Annotated in this window: 12 protein-coding genes; 5 read left to right on the top strand and 7 right to left on the bottom strand. The window is 42.5% G+C overall.

Features of this window, described 5'->3' with window-relative positions; translation table 11 throughout:
• The first annotated feature begins 117 nt into the window (after positions 1-117).
• The gene (locus G6053_RS25395; protein ID WP_165308985.1) at positions 118-4,677 is read left to right on the top strand and encodes a TonB-dependent receptor plug domain-containing protein; all 4,560 of its coding nucleotides are present in this window, start codon (positions 118-120) and stop codon (positions 4,675-4,677) included.
• Between the two features lie 80 nt (positions 4,678-4,757).
• Here the strand turns inward: G6053_RS25395 and G6053_RS25390 are convergent, their stop codons facing one another.
• Together G6053_RS25390 and G6053_RS25385 are read right to left on the bottom strand one after the other, a co-directional pair.
• Positions 4,758-5,198 carry a hypothetical protein gene (locus G6053_RS25390; RefSeq protein WP_165308984.1) on the bottom strand — a complete coding sequence of 147 codons (441 nt, stop codon included), beginning with the start codon at positions 5,196-5,198 and terminating at the stop codon, positions 4,758-4,760.
• A gap of 72 nt (positions 5,199-5,270) precedes the next feature.
• Positions 5,271-5,774, bottom strand: a complete 504-nt coding sequence (locus tag G6053_RS25385) for a GNAT family N-acetyltransferase (protein ID WP_165308983.1) — start codon at positions 5,772-5,774, stop codon at positions 5,271-5,273.
• Positions 5,775-6,277: 503 nt separating this feature from the next.
• On the opposite strand from G6053_RS25385, the gene G6053_RS25380 reads away from it, so the two are divergent.
• Positions 6,278-7,471 carry a DUF5009 domain-containing protein gene (locus G6053_RS25380; protein ID WP_165308982.1) on the top strand — a complete coding sequence of 398 codons (1,194 nt, stop codon included), beginning with the start codon at positions 6,278-6,280 and terminating at the stop codon, positions 7,469-7,471.
• Between the two features lie 107 nt (positions 7,472-7,578).
• Positions 7,579-8,625: a glycoside hydrolase family 18 protein gene (locus tag G6053_RS25375; protein ID WP_165308981.1), complete on the top strand. Its 1,047-nt coding sequence runs from the start codon at positions 7,579-7,581 to the stop codon at positions 8,623-8,625.
• 127 nt (positions 8,626-8,752) lie between these two features.
• Here the strand turns inward: G6053_RS25375 and G6053_RS25370 are convergent, their stop codons facing one another.
• From G6053_RS25370 to G6053_RS25355, 4 genes are all read right to left on the bottom strand, one after another.
• Positions 8,753-9,904, bottom strand: coding sequence for a Gfo/Idh/MocA family oxidoreductase (locus G6053_RS25370; protein ID WP_165308980.1), 1,152 nt, complete (start codon positions 9,902-9,904; stop codon positions 8,753-8,755).
• A gap of 20 nt (positions 9,905-9,924) precedes the next feature.
• Positions 9,925-10,986, bottom strand: coding sequence for a sugar phosphate isomerase/epimerase (locus G6053_RS25365; RefSeq protein ID WP_165308979.1), 1,062 nt, complete (start codon positions 10,984-10,986; stop codon positions 9,925-9,927).
• Positions 10,987-11,050: 64 nt separating this feature from the next.
• Positions 11,051-11,623: a gluconate 2-dehydrogenase subunit 3 family protein gene (locus G6053_RS25360; RefSeq protein ID WP_108636876.1), complete on the bottom strand. Its 573-nt coding sequence runs from the start codon at positions 11,621-11,623 to the stop codon at positions 11,051-11,053.
• 4 nt (positions 11,624-11,627) lie between these two features.
• Positions 11,628-13,307 (bottom strand): GMC family oxidoreductase, encoded by a 1,680-nt coding sequence (locus G6053_RS25355; protein ID WP_108636877.1) that lies wholly within the window; start codon positions 13,305-13,307, stop codon positions 11,628-11,630.
• 232 nt (positions 13,308-13,539) lie between these two features.
• Between G6053_RS25355 and G6053_RS25350 the strand changes: the two genes are divergently transcribed.
• Entirely contained in the window at positions 13,540-14,388 is an 849-nt protein-coding gene (locus G6053_RS25350) for an AraC family transcriptional regulator (RefSeq protein ID WP_165308978.1), read from the top strand.
• Positions 14,389-14,562: 174 nt separating this feature from the next.
• On the opposite strand, the gene G6053_RS25345 is transcribed toward G6053_RS25350, so the two are convergent.
• Positions 14,563-15,765, bottom strand: coding sequence for a sigma-70 family RNA polymerase sigma factor (locus tag G6053_RS25345; protein WP_165308977.1), 1,203 nt, complete (start codon positions 15,763-15,765; stop codon positions 14,563-14,565).
• A 668-nt stretch (positions 15,766-16,433) separates the two neighbouring features.
• Here G6053_RS25345 and G6053_RS25340 point away from each other — a divergent pair.
• Positions 16,434-17,621, top strand: a complete 1,188-nt coding sequence (locus tag G6053_RS25340; RefSeq protein WP_165308976.1) for a thiol-activated cytolysin family protein — start codon at positions 16,434-16,436, stop codon at positions 17,619-17,621.
• Positions 17,622-17,626: the final 5 nt, after the last annotated feature.

The raw sequence follows: 17,626 nt of genomic DNA, 5'->3' as shown, positions 1-17,626 counted from the left end.
AGGCTGGATAAAGGATCTGTGTTTGAGACCAGATCGCGGCTAAGCAAAAAGAGAAAGCACTATAACCTGAAAAATTATATCGGATCTTTTTTGAGTTGTTTTTTTACAATAACATATGTGTTATTTACAGTTAGTGTTTTTGGTCAGGCACAGGTAGTCCAAAATAAAATAACGGAGTACGCAGGTTTTCTGCCTTTGGAACGTGTATATGCACATACAAATAAGACGATTTTTGCGCCGGGAGAGACAATTTATTTTACAACTTATCTCTGTAATACTGACTTCGGTGAATCCGATCGGAGTGATCTTGTTATTGTAGACTTGATTGCACCAAATGGACAGGTCATTCAACATAAGCAATTTGCCGCAAATGCAATTTATGCCAAAGGAAGTCTCCAATTGGGGAGACAGCTTGCAGGAGGTATTTATAAATTGAAAGTGCAGACTCCTTGGATGGTCAATTTCCCAAATCTCGCTTATGAGAAAGATATCACTGTCATGCGGACTAATCCACCACGGCTCATCATGCAGTTGGAACTTGAAAAGGAATCTTACGGAAAAGGAGAAACTGTCGCTGCAGATTTTGTGATTAAAGACCTGGGGAATCACCCACTTTCAAATCAGTCTTTTGCTTATGAAGTGAGTATCGGTGGTCAGTTGTATCTTTCACAGGTGGCTAAGACTGACCATTTAGGTAAATCCCAAATAACATTTGCATTGCCGGCAGTTTTGGAAAATAAACATGTGAGCTTGAATGTCCGTTTTGTACATCAGCAGCTGATTGAGTCGATATCTAGGAATGTCCCTATTATTCTCGAAGATATCGATCTTAAATTTATGCCTGAAGGTGGCTATCTTCTGGAAGACTTTTCTAACGTGGTGGCATTTAAAGCTTTGAATGCAGAGGGATTTCCGGCTGATATCGCGGGGGCCATCTATGACGATGGGGGGAATAAGATCTGCAATTTTTCCTCCTTTCATCAAGGTATGGGAAAGTTTTCATTCATCCCTAAAAGAGGGCGAACCTATTATGCGCAATTGGAAAAGCCTTATCGTACCAATAAGCCCATTGCGCTGCCTACGATGAAAAACAGCGGTATAAAGGTGCAACTGGAAGAGCAATCAAAAAATGAATTGAGCTTGCGGGTCATCAGTAGTATGGACAGCCGAGTGGGGTATTTTATTCGGAAGGAGGACAAAATCTTTCGTACAGGCGAGATGACAGTAACTAAGGGGACAAATTCGCTCAGGTTATCAAAAGAAGGCTTACCACAGGGGGTACTAAGTATCTCTATTTTGCAGGGTAGGCAAATCTTGAGCGAACGGTTATTCTTTAATACGATGAACGATGGACTACAGATTCATGTAACGAGCGATAAAGCGATCTATAAGACTCGTGAGGATGTGAAGCTGACGATTGAGACTCAGGATGCTAGGGGTAAATCTGTGCCGGCAGCGATATCACTGAGTGTTGTCGATGATAAGGTTTTAAGTTATCTGAACGATAAACAGCATGATATACGCTCTTGGATGTGGCTGGGCGCCGCAGTGCAAGGCGAAATCTATCAACCCGCCTTCTATTTTGATCCAAGCAAAGACAAACGTACACAAGCCCTTGATATGCTTATGCTGACACAGGGCTGGCGAAATTATACCTGGGATAAGGTGTTGAGCAACGAAGAGCTTACGGTGGTCAAGACACAGCCGAATAATATGCTCAAGGGAGTAGTCTATAGACAGGGCAAGGGACAAAATACGGCATATTCTTCAAAAATGTATGTCGTTGCAGATAGCTTGTTGTACACGGTAACTCCGGATAAACAAGGGCGTTTTGCAATTCGCACTATCCCGTGTGATTTCTGGCGAATCTATATCCCGACACATCGGAAAAATGAGTTTTATTATGTTGCTGCATCTCAAGATGAAGTCGCGGTTTCAGTAAGGCAAAAGCGGCAGGCGACTGATCCTGTTTTGGTGAAATTGGAGACGACTCCATTGGTCCAACACATCAATGATGAAATGTCCCTTCCGCCGAAAATAGAAATGGAGCCACAGGCACCTGATGGGGATGCGATCCTGGAAGAACTGGTTGTCCTCGGCTATAATGTAGATCGAAAGACAACAGTGACGGGGTCAACAATGGCGATCAGTAGCAGCGATCTCTATGCACAAGCGAATTTAATCTCGGCCTTATCGGGCAAGGTCGCTGGAGTGATTGTCAGCCCTTTGGCTGAAAGGTCAAATGCGCCAGTTGTAATTCGTGGGATGAACTCCATTGGTGGCACCGGTGGTCCTCTTTTTGTTGTGGATGGGGTAGCCTATAACGAAGCCAATATGACGAATTTTGCTGGATTTCCACCTGAATTGATCCAAAGTATTTCGATATTAAAAGATGCATCGGCAACAGCTATTTACGGTGCCCGTGGAGCCAACGGTGTGATTCTTATCACAACGAAAGGCGGGAAAGGGATTGAGGGAGATGCTCGGAGCCTTTTTAGCAATAGCCATCTTGTCGGGGGGCAAAAATACCTGGCCTTGAACACGGTATTTCGAAAGGTTCGTTTTGATCAGCCACAGGAGTTTTATGTACCCAAGTATAAAAACAGACAGGCCTTGATCAAAGATGATTTTCGGGATAATATCTATTGGAATTATCATATCGAGACCGATGTCGAAGGGCGAGCCCAGATTACCTTTCCCAATGCGGATGAGCATACTTCTTATCGGATCATAACGGAAGGGGTTGGTAAAAATGGTCTAATAGGACGTAGTCAACAGACAACATATCAAGTGAAAGACGAAATAGGCTTAGACGTCAAACTGCCTTTGTATGCTTCTCAGGGAGATTTGATCAATGCGCAATTACTGGTTGATAATACAAGGAAGGAGCCGCTATCCGTCAGTAGCCGGGTCGACTTGATTGGAAACAACCTTGAATGGAAATCTGAGGTTAACGCTACAAAAATAGGGGCACAGGAACAAAGCCCGCTGCTTGTACCACTTGAAGTAAAGCAGCCTTCGAATGAAAAAGACAAGATCCGTTTTTCTATCCGTAGCGATTCCACGGTACTGGGAATTATAAAGGATATCAAATTGTTTAATAAAGGATTTCCTGTGGAGTTCGGGCATTCAACATCTAAATATCTGGAATATGAATTTGAACTTAAAAATGCAATCAAGGGTTCGCAACGTCTTTCGGTGGAGCTATATCTCAATCCATTGAAGCAGATTACGCAGGGACTGGAACGCATTGTACGTGAGCCATACGGTTGTTTCGAGCAGGTTTCTTCATCCGTCTATCCCAATATATATGCACTTTCCCTCCTTCAGCAAATTAGGGGGGATGAATCCTTGCAACGCAAAACACAAGAGTTTTTGACTAGTGGTTATAAAAAATTAGCGGCCTACGAAATCAAAGGAGGGGGCTTTGATTGGTATGGAAAACCGCCGGCACATGAGGTGCTTTCAGCTTTTGGTTTAATTGAATTTATGGAAATGAAGCCATTTATCGCTGTAGATCAAAAGATGATCGAACGTACTCAGAACTGGCTTTTATCAAAAAAAGATGGTCGGGGTGGATACCATCAGGGAGCGGGAAGGTACGCTTTTTCGGGGAATCGTGAATTGATAAATAATGCTTATATCACTTATGCGTTAAGCGTTGCAGGTGTAGGGGCGGAGATCGAGCTGGAGTTTCAAAAGGCTTATCAGGAAGTCCTGGGGTCAAAAGATCCTTATCGTATGGCAATAATAGCGCTTACCGCAAAAAATCTCAATAAAGCAGAGCAATTGGAAAGCCTGAAATTACGCATAAAGGAACTGCTTCCCATGGTAATTGAAGATAAGAAAGGCTTGGCCGAAGGAAGTATTACGAATTCGGATGGACGCTCGTTGCGAAATGAAACGCTGGCCTGGATCGCTCTCGTTTTTCAATTGGAAAACAAAGCATCCCAGGAATTGACCGCTTGTATGGATGCACTTGTAAAATCTGCAGATCGGGGCTACTATGGTTCAACCCAGGCAACGGGACTCGCCTTGAAAGCTGCAACAGGATATTATCAACTGTTTGATCAGGATATGCGCGCGAAAAAAGGAAAAAAGATGGAGCTATGGCTGGACGGTCAACTACTGATCCGCGATACCACACTCCAGGCTGATTCGCTGAGCAGACTATTTTTGACAGAGCTGCCTGCAGGAAAGCATCAAATCTCCATCCGCTTGGAAAACATGGATTATGCTGTGGCTTCCTACCGGTTTAATTATATGACAACGGTGCCGCCAAGCGCTAGGGATCGCGTATTGGATCTTTCGACATCATTATCCAGCAATCGCATTCGTATGGGCGATAATACAGTACTCAAGGTACGGCTATACAATACACGGGATAAGGCGGCTTCTATGCCATTGGCGAAGATCGGTATTCCAGGGGGACTAACTCCCGAACCACAGCAATTGAGGGATTTAATGGAAAAAGGTTTTGTGGATTACTATGAAATTTTTGAGAATTACCTGGTGTTATATTGGCGCGGAATTGACGCCAAAGAAGCTAAAGAGCTGTCCATAGACCTCAAAGCCCAGGTACCGGGAAAATATCAGGGCGCCGCATCTTCGGGCTATTTATATTATACCGAAGAACTAAAAGATTGGCAAGAAGGATTAAAAGTCGAAATTGAGTAATCAAATAAACTATTTGTACGATCGGATTAAAGAAAGCCTGTCAACATAATTTTGACAGGCTTTCTTTTGTTTTAAAAGTTTTATTGTAATAATGGTAAAATTTTGTTCCAGATCTGCTGGTAAATCTTATCATCTCGAATGATACCTTTATTTTCGTCGTAATAATTGGGAGAATCAAAGCTTCCGCCTCTACGGCGTTCGATCAGGAATATATTGAGGACAATTTTAGCTGTTCTATCGGATAAGGGACTAACCAAAAAATTGGAAATTTTTGTATCGCCTTCATTACTAAATAATCCTGTGTTTTTGTTGTATGCACTTGTCTGTATAAAACCTGAAGAACGGTCTAATTTATCAATATAATAGCCGCTTTCATGGAGAGCCTGTACAATTTTTGTATAGGCAGAATCTGCAGGGATCATGATGGTCTTGGTCCGCTCTGGATTTTGCGCTGAGGCTGGATTGATCCAAAAGAATATAGATAGAAACGACAATAGCAATGTGTGTGATCGTGGAGTCATACCTGTGGCTTTAAGCGTATAAAATAATTACTTAAAGCTAATGATTTTTCTCTTGAAAGCCAATTGTGTGACTTAACTTACCCTTTTACCCAATATTTTTAAACTCCGTTCTACACCGTCCAGCGTAGCGATATTTGGGAGATTCGCCCATTCCTGGAATCCCATTTTTTCAAATAGTGTAATGCTCGGGACGTTATGCGCAAAGATGAAGCCTAATAAGGTATGTACTCCGAGTGCCGGAGCTTTGTCTATACAATACTGAAGGATTTGTTTACCCAGTCCACGGCCCCGTTGCTGTTCATCCAGGTAAATGCTGATCTCAACTGTGGCATCGTAGGCCGGCCGGCCATAGAACGATTGAAAACTCACCCAGCCTAGGATATTGTTATTTTCGTCCTCTACCAACCAAAGGGGTCTTTTTGACGGACTATGCTCGTCAAACCATTTCAGTCTACTTTCTGCTGACACTGGACTGGTGTCAGCTGTGACCATTCTGGATGCAATGGTGGTATTGTATATCGCAACGATACGGGGTAAGTCTGCCCGGCTGGCGTCCCGAAATATTAACTGACTCATGCTACAAGTTATTTTAGATCTTAATCCAAAAATATCAGTTTTACCGTATAGTTGATGCTTTTTGTCAAAGTTTTTCCTCCTGATGAATGCACGGTTGTCTTTTGAAAAGCTACAAAATTGCTAAACAGATTGATACTTAAATATTTTGTGTAAACGGTGGACTATCATTGGCCTTATGCAAGGGGTAATCACATCAATATGCTATTCAAAAAACTCATTCACCTGTGATATGATCTAACTACCAACTTATAAGAGCAGAAATTACACTAATTTGAACATTTTTTTCGCTTGAATATGACTTAATTTTATCATCTTAGGATAAGCAAATAGCTTTTGTTTGCTCAATATAAACCTTAGTACAAGAAAAATGATATACGCTCAGTTTATGATGGCTATATCTTGTGGTTTTTAATTCTTTGGAGCTGCCGATCATGCGGGATAGCATAGGAACTGAGTGTTTGGCCTGTGTGATAGCTGATTTCTTGGGATTTATCGATAGCATTATGGATCAACAACAACCTAAACAATCAATTCGAATCCGCTCAATGGATGTCATGCGTGGTATGACGCTATTTCTTATGTTATTTGTCAACGATTTATTCGCTCCTGGTGTTCCCAAGTGGATGCTGCATACGGAAGCGGATGTCGATGGCATGGGATTGGCAGATTGGGTTTTTCCGGGATTCCTTTTCATGGTGGGAATGGCTGTACCTTATGCCGTGGCCGCGCGGGAAAGGACGGGGGAGTCCATGGGGCTTATCTTTTCCCATATTGTCATCCGTACGGCGAGCCTGATCCTGATCGGTGTTTTGATTCTGAATGGAGGCCGTCTGGATGCCGCATTGACAGGGATGTCCAATTTTTTGTGGTCAGGTTTATTGTACCTTTGCGTATTTATGGTTTGGAATAGGTTTCCGACGAAATCGGGAAATCAAGCCTTATTTAAGGGGATACGTTTCCTTGGGATCTTGGGGATCTGCTACCTGGTTTATCGTTTTAAAGCCTCTGATGGTAAAGGTCTGGAAGTCGGTTGGTGGGGAATCCTGGGCTTGATTGGATGGGGCTATTTCGCTGCAGCCGCCACATTTGTATTAAGCAGGGGACGGCTTGCTGTTGTGGGATGCGCATGGTTGCTGTTTCTCGTTCTGAATATCCTGTCCCAAACAACGTTCAAATTACATGTTCCGGTCCTCGGAAATTACCTGAATGTGTTGTTGTCTGGCAATGTTCCTTGCATTGTATTGGCCGGGACAATCATTGGTATACTGATCAGGCGATATGCGACTGCACCTAAAATGCTTTTGTGTCGACTGCTGGTTATTGGCATACTGTGGCTGACTGGCGGATTTGTGCTGCGCTCCTGGTTTATACTGTCCAAAATTCATGGTACTCCGAGCTGGGCGCTGCTATGTTGCGGTATAAGTGTACTATTATTGCTACTTATCTATTACCTCATAGATATCCGGAAATACCATAATGGAATATTTGTCTTTGAGGAGGCCGGTAAGAATTCGCTGACCACCTACCTTGCCCCGGATTTGATTTATTTCATCTGTTGGGGATTTCAGATTCCTTTATTTTTCTATAAGCAATCGAGTAATATGGTGTTGGCAGTCGGTGGTTCGTTGCTATGGGCCTTCGCCATGCTGTGGTATGCTATTTTACTGAAAAAGATGAATATCTATTTAAAACTTTAAAAATCCGCGGGTGATAACCTGTTTATTCTGTTGTTTGCCAGAGGTCATCATGAAGTTGATTGGCCCAGAATTAGCATTATTAATTTTCAATTTTTATTATAATCAGTATGAAATCTAAACATGTTACGAAACCCCTAAAGCTATTCGCCTTTAGCTTTGCGGCGATAGCTTTATTGACAATGATTATTTGTCCCCAAAAGAGCTATGCATTTGAAAAAAATAAAAAAGTGGTGATTGCTTATGTGACTTCCTGGTCAAGCGTGATGCCGGATCCGACGTACCTGACACATATCAATTATGCATTTGGTCATGTAAATGATCATTTTGACGGTGTGCGCATTGACAATGAAACAAGATTAAGGAGTATCACTGATCTGAAGAAAGCACATCCTCACCTTAAAATACTGCTTTCCATTGGAGGTTGGGGAAGTGGCCGCTTTAGTGAGATGGCTGCTGATGCTGCTAATCGGAGAAAATTTGCGGGGGATTGCGCACGTGTTGTAAAAGAGTTTAAGCTTGACGGCATTGATATTGACTGGGAATACCCGACCAACTCTTCTGCCGGTATTTCCGCGACGGAATCGGATACAGAAAATTTTACGTTGCTAATGCGGGATATTCGTAAGGCCATCGGTAGGAAAAAGTTATTGACACTGGCCTCTGTATCAAGTGGTCAATATATTGCATTCGACCAGATTAAAAACGACGTGGATTTTGTGAATATCATGACCTATGACTCAGGCAATCCTCCTTATCATCATGCGAGCCTGCACCGTTCATCTTTATCGGGGCGCACGACATGTGCTGAGGCCGTTAAGGCGCATATCGCTGGCGGTATGCCTGCCGAAAAGCTGGTGCTTGGCATTCCATTTTATGGACGCGGAAATAAAACCGATATCAAAGGTTTTATCGACTATAAGGATCTCCTGAATTTGCAGGGTTTTGAACAGAAATGGGATGATGAAGCGAAGGCACACTATTTGGTCAATGCGCAAGGAACTCTGGTATTAACTTTTGAAACGCCCGAATCCATTGCCCTGAAATGTGAGTATGTGCATGAGCAGGGATTACTAGGTGCAATGTATTGGGAGTATGCCGGTGATACCGAGGGGGGCATACTGCGAGATGCGGTGTATAAGGGTATTATACGTTGATATTAGAATTCCTAAAAATTGTGAAAACCGAAATTACTGAACTATCTATAAGGCTTCTTATTTGATGATGATGCAGTAATTTCGGTAAGGGAATCTATTGCTGAAGTCTATATTGTCGTGATGGTCATCAGAATGCTGTCCATTTTTGACTGGACTGTCCAGAAGCTATCACTGTTTCGATAAATTTCATTCCCCTTGCTCCATCTGCTACCGTAGGAAAATCCAACATGGTCTCGGTAGGACTGGTACCGTTTAAGTTGGCGAGAATTGTAGCTGAAAAATTTCTGTAGATATTGGCAAATGCTTCGATATAACCTTCTGGGTGTCCGGCCGGCAAGCGAGTGTTGTGCTGGGCGAGGGAGGAAAGATATTGCTGTCCTGCACGAAATATTTGAGCTGGTTCATTGAGCCATTTTAGTAGAAGAGTATTCGGATCCTGCTGGTTCCATTCCAACCCTGCTCTCTCGCCGTATATCCGTATTTTTAAAGCATTTTCTTCCCCTGCCGCTACCTGTGAGGCTGAGAGCACTCCTGTCGCATCATTTTCAAATCTCAGTAGGACATTTCCGTCATCTTCCAATCGTCTTCCAGCCACGACGGTTCGCAGATCGGCACATATTTGGGTTATTTTTAGGCCGGAAATATATTCAGCCAAATGGGCCGCATGCGTTCCGATATCACCCATGCAACTGCTCAATCCACCTTTTTCGGGATCTGTTCTCCAGGCAGCAAGTGGAGATTCCGTCTCGATTAACGTGCTCAGCCAGCCCTGTGGATATTCGACCATGATTTTACGGATATTGCCAAGTTTGCCTTCGCGTACCAGCTGGCGCGCCTGTTTGACCATGGGATATGCCGAATAGGTATAGGTGACGCAAAGCAGGAGTCCTGTTTCATTGATTTTCTGCTGTAATAATTCCGCTTCTTTGCGCGTGAATGTCATGGGCTTTTCCAGCAGCACATGAAACCCGTGTGTCAGGGCTAGCATGGCTGGCTCAAAATGGGCAACATTTGGAGTTACAATGCTTACAAAATGCATCCGTTCGTCAGGTGGTAGCTGACTTTCGCGCAGGATCATTTCCTGAAAATTTGCGTAGATTCGATCCGTGGGGAGCGAAAGGAGTTCTCCAGATTCCTGTGCTTTAACGGGATCCGAACTTAATGCGCCGCAACATAGTTCGATCTGTCCATCTATACCTGCTGCCATACGGTGTACGGCACCAATAAAAGCATTTTTGCCACCCCCCACCATGCCCATCCTGATTTTTTTGATTTCCATAATAACTGTATTTTAGGCTGTTAATCGTCTGATAAACCTATCAATTTTCGATTCAGGTTGTCATCAGGACCAGCAGATGCAAAGTCGTCGAATGCATGATCACTTACCCGAATAATGTAATCCTTGATATGTTGTGCACCTTCACGGGCCCCATCTTCGGAGTTTTTAAAGGCACATTCCCATTCCAGGACTGCCCAGCCCTTAAAATCATATTGCGTCAGCTTGGTAAAGATCGCCTTAAAATTGACCTGCCCATCGCCAATGGAACGAAAACGGCCAGCTCGTGCTTGCCAATTTTGATAACCACCATATACACCTTGACGGCCAGATGGATTGAATTCAGCATCTTTTACATGGAACATTTTGATCCGCTCGTGATAGATGTCGATGAATTGCAGGTAGTCAAGGCATTGCAGTACGAAATGTGAGGGATCGTACAGGATATTTGCCCGTTTATGATAATTGACTTTTGCAAGGAACATGTCGAAAGTGACACCATCGTGCAGATCTTCACCGGGATGGAGTTCATAGCAGAGATCCACATCGTATTGTTCGCAGGCATCCAATATGGGGAGCCACATATTGGCGAGTGCCGTGAATCCTGTTTCCACTAGATTCTCCGGACGTTGCGGCCAAGGATAAACGTAGGGCCAAAGAAATGCGCCGCTGAACGTCGCAAGGGCCTTCAGTCCGAGGTTATGGGAGGCTTTGATCGCGTAGTAGAGCTGCTGTACAGCCCATTGCTGCCGCTCTTTGGGATTATTATGCAGTTCTGACGGTGCGAATGAGTCAAATAACGGGTCAAAAGAAGGGTTTACAGCAATCAGCTGCCCTTGGAGGTGCGTGGATAGTTCGGTGATCTCCAAGCCGTAGGATTGCACAGTAGTCTTGAGCTGCAATGCATAATCTTTATCTTCCGCAGCTCTTTGGAGATTGATCAATCGAGCATCCCAGGTAGGTATCTGGATACCTTTGTAACCGATCGAGGCAGCCCATTTACAGATGCTTTCCAGGGTATTAAACGGCGCGTTGTCGCCGGCAAATTGCGCTAAAAAAATAGCAGGTCCTTTAATTGTTGTCATAAATATTTTTTATGTAAATAAGATTGCCCATAGGGGGTGGCCTTATATTTTTCTGTTGGTTGTTTTAAGCCCATGCTTTATCTCCTTTTTTATAGGGAACATCCCCTTCATATCGGCCCGGAACCTGATTATAACGGAGTGCCTGTTTATAACCAATTTCCGAGGAGAAATAGCCAAGGAGTGTCAACTGCTTAAACATGGTGTAATAATGATTGGGTGCCTCTCCTTTTTTTTGTGCATATTCTTTTGCTTCCTTGTCAATAGCTGTTAGTAGGGCAAGCCGCTGCTCGGCTGTGGCTTCCACGAATCCCAGATGATGCATTTTTTTACATGCCGCCTCCAATTTTTCCATCCCCTCGAGAAATATTTGCTGATCTGGGACCTCGTAACAGTCATTCACCATGACTGTCATAAAAGAACCGACTTTAGCTGCTTTGGCTCCCGGGCTTTTTTGCGTGGTGGGGAGTATGGTGTCTGCCACCTCATCCAAAAGTGCGATTTGCTGTGGAGTTAACTTGAGGCGTTCCTTAAGGTCGTGTTCTTTGCTGGAGCTGCAGCCCGTCAGAAAAGCATTGCCGCCAATTACGGCTCCGCCTGTAAGCAGTGCGATCATCTTTAAAAGTGTTCTTCTTTCCATTGGCTTAACTGTTAATTTTCTTGAGCTCACTGACGGCATGATCTACCGCCCTTGCTGTCAGTGCCATATAAGTCAGCGAAGGATTTTGGCAGCCCGAGGAGGTCATGCAGGCGCCATCGGTGACATATACATTGAGACAATCCCATACTTGATTCCATTTGTTGAGTACTGAGGTTTTGGGATCCAGCCCCATTCTTGCGGTTCCCATTTCGTGGATACCATGCCCCATAGCATGGCCATTATCCCAGGTGTTCACATTTTTTATTCCCGCGATGGCAAGCATGGCTTTCATTTCTTCCTGCATATCTTTCCGCATCTTCAGCTCATTCTCTTTCAGCTCAGCATCCATGGCCAGTACCGGCAATCCCCATTTATCCTTTCGCTCTTTGTCCAGAGCGATTTTATTATCGTGGTAAGGGAGTATCTCGCCGAAAGCGGTGGCGCCGATGGTCCACTGACCGGGCTCGGTGAGCGCATCTTTGAAATCACCGCCAATATTGAGTTCGGCAACCTCTCTGCCCCAACCTTCACGACTGGCGCCTCCTTGATAACCGAAACCACGTAGGTAGTCTCTTTTGTCGTTACCTATATTGACAAATCGCGGAATATAAAAGCCATTGGCTCTTTTCCCGAATATATACCTGTCTTCGTAGCCTTCCACGATTCCGGAAGCACCGATGTTGTAATGATGGTCCATCACATTATGTCCTAGTTCCCCACTACTGCTACCCAAACCGTCGGGCCAGATGTCTGTTGCGGAGTTGAATAAGATCCATGTACTGTTGAGAGCCGATGCGCACAGAAAGACCACTTTACTTTTGAATTCATAGGTTTGGTTGGTCTCGGTGTCCAACACCTCTACGCCGCTAGCCTTTTTGGTATTTTTATCATAGAGGACTTGCCGAACCAGCGAGTAGGGCCGGACGGTCAGGTTGCCGGTTTTCATTGCTGCGGGTAGGGTAGAGGACTGTGTGCTAAAATAGCCTCCGAAAGGGCATCCTTCCCAGCATCGATTTCTAAATTGACATTTTGACCGGCCAGGAATCAGGGCTGTTAGGTTTGCGGTTCGTCCAATGATCAGGTGTCGCTTGTCTCCATATTCTTGTTTAATACGTTTGGCTACGTCCTTTTCGACGCAGTTCAGCTCCATTGGGGGAAGAAACTGTCCATCGGGCAAGTGTGGGATATTTTCTATGGATCCGCTGATACCGGCAAATTTTTCAACATGGTCATACCAAGGGGCGATATCATGATAGCCAATGGGCCAAGATACAGCGATTCCATCCCGTTCATTGGCTTCAAAGTCCATTTGACTAAACCTATAGGACTGCCGGCCCCATAAAGTAGAGCGCCCGCCCATGCGGTAGCTACGCCACCAGGTAAAAGGTTTCAATTCGGTATAAGGACAGTCCTCCTCATTCACCCAACCGTCCATGACGGCTTCTGAGGCAGCCCAGCCACGATGGATAACAGGATACTTCTTTTTCTGTTCTGTAGTTGTACGTCCGCGGTGCGGGAGATCCCATGGTTCGCGTAAGGCAGATTTATAATCTTTGACATGTTCGTAAGGGCCTCCACGTTCCAGCATCAGGACCTTTAATCCCTTTTCACAAAGTTCTTTTGCGGCCCATCCGCCACTGATGCCGGAGCCTACGACGATGGCATCATACGTATTAGCTTCCATGGTTGATTATTATTGAGGTTGAGTTCATAATTTTATTTTGGTTTATTTTTTATGCGATAGCCGCATACGATTCACATGTGGTTCCCTTGTCGTATGATAAATTTACAGTATCCAACGAGCATCTTTCAACTGCTATTTGGCTGAAAAAATATGCTATCTTGCCATTTGTTGTGTTTATAATCGTATATTATGTGTTCAGATAGCAGATGTATTCGCTAATAAGATTTCTATAATGAAAACACTGATCCAGAAAATACACGTTGAAGAACAATACTCTTTTGCCTGTAGAACGTACAGAACACCGACTTTTGAAACGGCTTGGCATAGGCATCCCGAGTGTGAGCTGATTTTGATCACCGAGGGAAACGGTACAGCGCTTATTGGTGATTACATCGGTGATTACAAACAAGGCGATGTATTTTTCCTTGGCTCGGATCTGCCGCATTGGTTCCGCAAATCAAAGTCGGATGCTATGGGGAGCGCGATTGTTGTTCATTTTCTAAAGGATTTTTGGGGAGCGGGATTTTTAGCGCTGCCCGAGATGCATGTTATCGCGGGCTTGTTGAAAAATGATAGCACGGGAATCCAGCTTACGGGAGATCTTTCGAAAGAGATCGCTCTTATGATCCGTCAGATTGAAAATATGGAGGGGCTTGAACGTATCCAGCTATTATTAAGCTGTATGGATAGGATTGGGGCATCAGAGGAGCAAAAGGTGATCACCATGGCTTTTGATACGATTGCAGGCCGTGATGAAAACATCGTTATCGAAGCGATAATAGATTATTCCTTCAAGAATTTCTTAAACCCTATTTCCTTGGAAGAGGTTGCCGCCAGCACGAATATGTCGATTTCGGCGTTTTGCCGCTTTTTCAAAAAGAACATTAAAAAGAGTTATTTTGATTTTATCAAGGAGCTCCGGATTGGTCATGCCTGCAAACTTTTGCGTGATACGGATCGGCCGATTTTGGATATCTGTTATGACAGCGGCTATAACAGTTGGGCACATTTCAGCAAACAATTTAAGGTGGTGACAAAGGTATCACCCTTAAAGTATAGAAAACAGTTTCGTACGGGATAGCGGCTTTTCTAGTGCAGGTCACAAGAGTTCAATAGAATCTTTAGTGCCTCCATTACAATTTATTAAGAAGGTAAAAATAAGTTAGTTTATCCTGGTCAGAAAATAATTGCTCATCAACTTACCGTCTATAATGCAATTCAGAAAACTTAAAATCTGTTATCACTAGCATATGTATTAAAGATTTATCAATGCTTTAGCTTTCTTTCTAATTGCTGTCATCGCTTTCGAAATAGGACTATGATTGGCATAACCGAGGTATTGACCGATATCAGAGAGCTTCGTAATGCCATTTTTCAGACAAATAACGATCTGCTTTTCTTTTGGATTGAGCAGCGCAATAAAATCTTCCCAAATTAAGTCTTCATGTACTTCGGAGGTCGGTCCGTGTACTGGTATTGCATTATCAATCTCCACGAAAGAAACCTTAATTTTTGATCGCTTGCTATATATTTTACGTTCAAAATCTTCTTTTTCCCGACTCCATAATTCGGAAAAATCATCAGAAACCCGATTTGATTTTATCGCATCAATTATATTGGAAAGTTGCCCGTCCTTATTGGCTAAACCAACCAGCTCTTTGGTAACCTCCCATGCCTCGTCTTCTCCATACCAAGCAAATTCTCCCATTCTGGGGCTATCCATATATATGCCCTGTGGCATTATCTTGTTCTGTTTTACTGCGTTACGCCTATCTTTTTCATTTTTATATGGAGTAGGCGAAGCCAGTAATAACTTTTCTTCAATTATTTTGTTTAGAAATGGAGACCAATAATTAAGATTATGTGTTAAAAGCGAAATCGGTTCTGATTTAGTATATCTATTAATTCTTGAAGAATTATTGATAAGAGGCCAAATATGGTAGGCCATTGCCCTTGACAGTCTTTGATCAAAATCTTTAGGCAGTATTCTGTCGAGAAACCAATGAGCCGACTCTGTAGGCCATATTCCTCTTTTTGTCAATGGCAATCCAAATTTCTCTCTTGTTCTAGCAGGTAATAGATTGAGCAAATGTTGGTGTGCATAATAACCATGCTTCGCAGAATAAGGTAATAAGTAAATGTTTGCATCCTTATAATTATCTAACCAACTGAACGATTCGGGCATCTCAGCCCTTAGTATTTCTCCTCTCAAATGCCCCGCTTCCCATGCCATATTCCATTGAGCTATGTGCCCCTTCATCGCTAATGAATGGATTCCATTGTCATCCGGTTTTATAAATACGAATTCAGGAGGATGTCTTTCAGTGGGATTAGGGATCAACCTGTAGAAGAATGAGCCAGAAAGGCTTCCACAAACTGGATACTCATTTCGATCAAAGGTCGAAGATTTGGGAAACCACTCCTGCTTTTGGCTTTGTAGAAATTCTTTTGTTGTCATAATGTTATTTCATTTACATTATATACGGCAATTCCTATTAAGAATGTTCCAGTAACAAAAAATAAAATTAAATATTTATTCTTGTCATTAGAAAGAAAGCAAATAGACAATTGGAAATACTATTAAGGTTAAAGCTGGGAAGATTCCAATTATTTACTTGAATATAGTAATTTTAATTTGGCCTGAAACTAACAATAAACAATATTACATTATCACCACCAAGCACAAGCGAGTAGTTTAGTTTTATCTTTACTTCTTTCTCTGTGATAATATTTTACTTTCCCAAGGAAAAAGTACTTACCTCCTTTCTTTAGCATTTATTCTATCCTTAAAATTGGTATTGGAGAGAAATCTGTGGAGATCGTTTTTAGTTTAGAAGTATTGGATATTAAGTTCTGTTTTTTTTTTCATCGTGCCAATGGGTGTGTTTGTATTGGTCGAAACTTCGTTCGTCGAGTTTATTTGGTTATAAATAAAATAAGGTTTAGAATTATAAATAATTAGGGAAAGAAGACCTTTTATAATTCGAAATGAAAGTATTTTAGATTGCTACTTTTAATTCCAACATGGTATAATTAGGGGATAAATATATCGGTAAAATTATAAAAGAAGAAGGGGATAAGTTTGGGTATGAATTGTCCAATTTTAAACTTTATATATTACCGATTATGAAAAAGAAACTAAATTGTATTGCTTTAATAGCATCATTTGTGGTTTTAATCACTTCCTGTTCTAAAGATCTCGTTCCGGGCGGAACAATTGAGCCAAGTTCTGGACTTAAAGGTCTTAAAACTTACACTTTTAAACCTACCGAGATAAACCTTTCAAGTTTTGATACGGCAGGAATACAAGGTTTTACAAAAAAAAGTAAACAAAATTCCCTTACATTCCTCAGAGACAGTATTTGGCCCAACAATACAGGAAAGACCTCTTTCTATGAAACAACAGATATTCCAGCGGTTCTAGAAGAGACGAGAAGAAAATTATATCTGGGTGCTATTCTAAAGGGGGAGGCGGCAATTGATGTAGACAATGTGAATCCGGTTTTCATACCAGTTACTTATAGAAACCCGATCACCATGTACGCCAATTTCCCTACTGATAGTATCTATAGAACTGTCATTCCTTCTAAAATACAAGATCTTAGTTATCTGCGCGCAGCATTGAGTTCGGCAGCAGGAAACCAGATCCAATCCTTTACTTACGAACAAAGTCAATTTAGAAAGACCGAGGAACTAAAAAAGTCTTTTGGAGCAAATTTGAATCTTGCTAAAATTTTAACTGTTAATTATCTGGATACCCTTGAAAATTCAACTGCTACAACAATTGTAAGGGCTGAATTTACGCAAGAGAACTTTTCCATCGCTATCGAACCTCCAATTTATGAGCCTTTTCTCAAGAGCAATTTTGACTACTCTATATTCAATGGAATCAGACCTGTAATTGTCAGTTCGGTAACTTATGGAAGAAAGGGGATTTTTATCATGGAGTCAGATTCCTCTTACACCGCGGTCAAAAAAACACTTAATGTGGCGCTAACATTATCCGCAGAAATGTTAAACGTCTCGTCGACTGACAGTCTAGGTCCAGCCTTTTCAGCAGCATTGAACTTGCGACTAACTAATGCGCAGAAAACTATAATAAATAATTCGCGGATGAAAGTGTATATTATCGGAGCTGATGGAAAGAGTATCGTTAAGGCAATAACAACTGGTCTAACAGGTTTTGCAGAGGTTTTGGCTGGAAATGGTGGTTTTACAAAAGATAGTCCAGGGGATATTCTTTATTACTCTTTAAATTATCTCGATGATTTTGCCACCTTTAGGAATCAGTTCAAGATTAATATTGCCAATTAGGTCAT

The sequence above is a fragment of the Sphingobacterium sp. DR205 genome (genome assembly GCF_011064245.1).
GTDB classification, from domain to species: domain Bacteria; phylum Bacteroidota; class Bacteroidia; order Sphingobacteriales; family Sphingobacteriaceae; genus Sphingobacterium; species Sphingobacterium athyrii.
This window is presented reverse-complemented; position numbering and strand designations above follow the sequence as displayed.

What these genes read in the sequence shown, in the direction of transcription:
- G6053_RS25345 (WP_165308977.1), bottom strand. Translation starts at nt 15,765, where the DNA reads ATGACAACAAAAGAATTTCTACAAAGCCAAAAGCAGGAGTGGTTTCCC.
- G6053_RS25370 (WP_165308980.1), bottom strand. Translation starts at nt 9,904, where the DNA reads ATGGAAATCAAAAAAATCAGGATGGGCATGGTGGGGGGTGGCAAAAAT.
- G6053_RS25380 (WP_165308982.1), top strand. Translation starts at nt 6,278, where the DNA reads ATGGATCAACAACAACCTAAACAATCAATTCGAATCCGCTCAATGGAT.
- G6053_RS25360 (WP_108636876.1), bottom strand. Translation starts at nt 11,623, where the DNA reads ATGGAAAGAAGAACACTTTTAAAGATGATCGCACTGCTTACAGGCGGA.
- G6053_RS25350 (WP_165308978.1), top strand. Translation starts at nt 13,540, where the DNA reads ATGAAAACACTGATCCAGAAAATACACGTTGAAGAACAATACTCTTTT.
- G6053_RS25355 (WP_108636877.1), bottom strand. Translation starts at nt 13,307, where the DNA reads ATGGAAGCTAATACGTATGATGCCATCGTCGTAGGCTCCGGCATCAGT.
- G6053_RS25340 (WP_165308976.1), top strand. Translation starts at nt 16,434, where the DNA reads ATGAAAAAGAAACTAAATTGTATTGCTTTAATAGCATCATTTGTGGTT.
- G6053_RS25390 (WP_165308984.1), bottom strand. Translation starts at nt 5,198, where the DNA reads ATGACTCCACGATCACACACATTGCTATTGTCGTTTCTATCTATATTC.
- G6053_RS25375 (WP_165308981.1), top strand. Translation starts at nt 7,579, where the DNA reads ATGAAATCTAAACATGTTACGAAACCCCTAAAGCTATTCGCCTTTAGC.
- G6053_RS25385 (WP_165308983.1), bottom strand. Translation starts at nt 5,774, where the DNA reads ATGAGTCAGTTAATATTTCGGGACGCCAGCCGGGCAGACTTACCCCGT.
- G6053_RS25365 (WP_165308979.1), bottom strand. Translation starts at nt 10,986, where the DNA reads ATGACAACAATTAAAGGACCTGCTATTTTTTTAGCGCAATTTGCCGGC.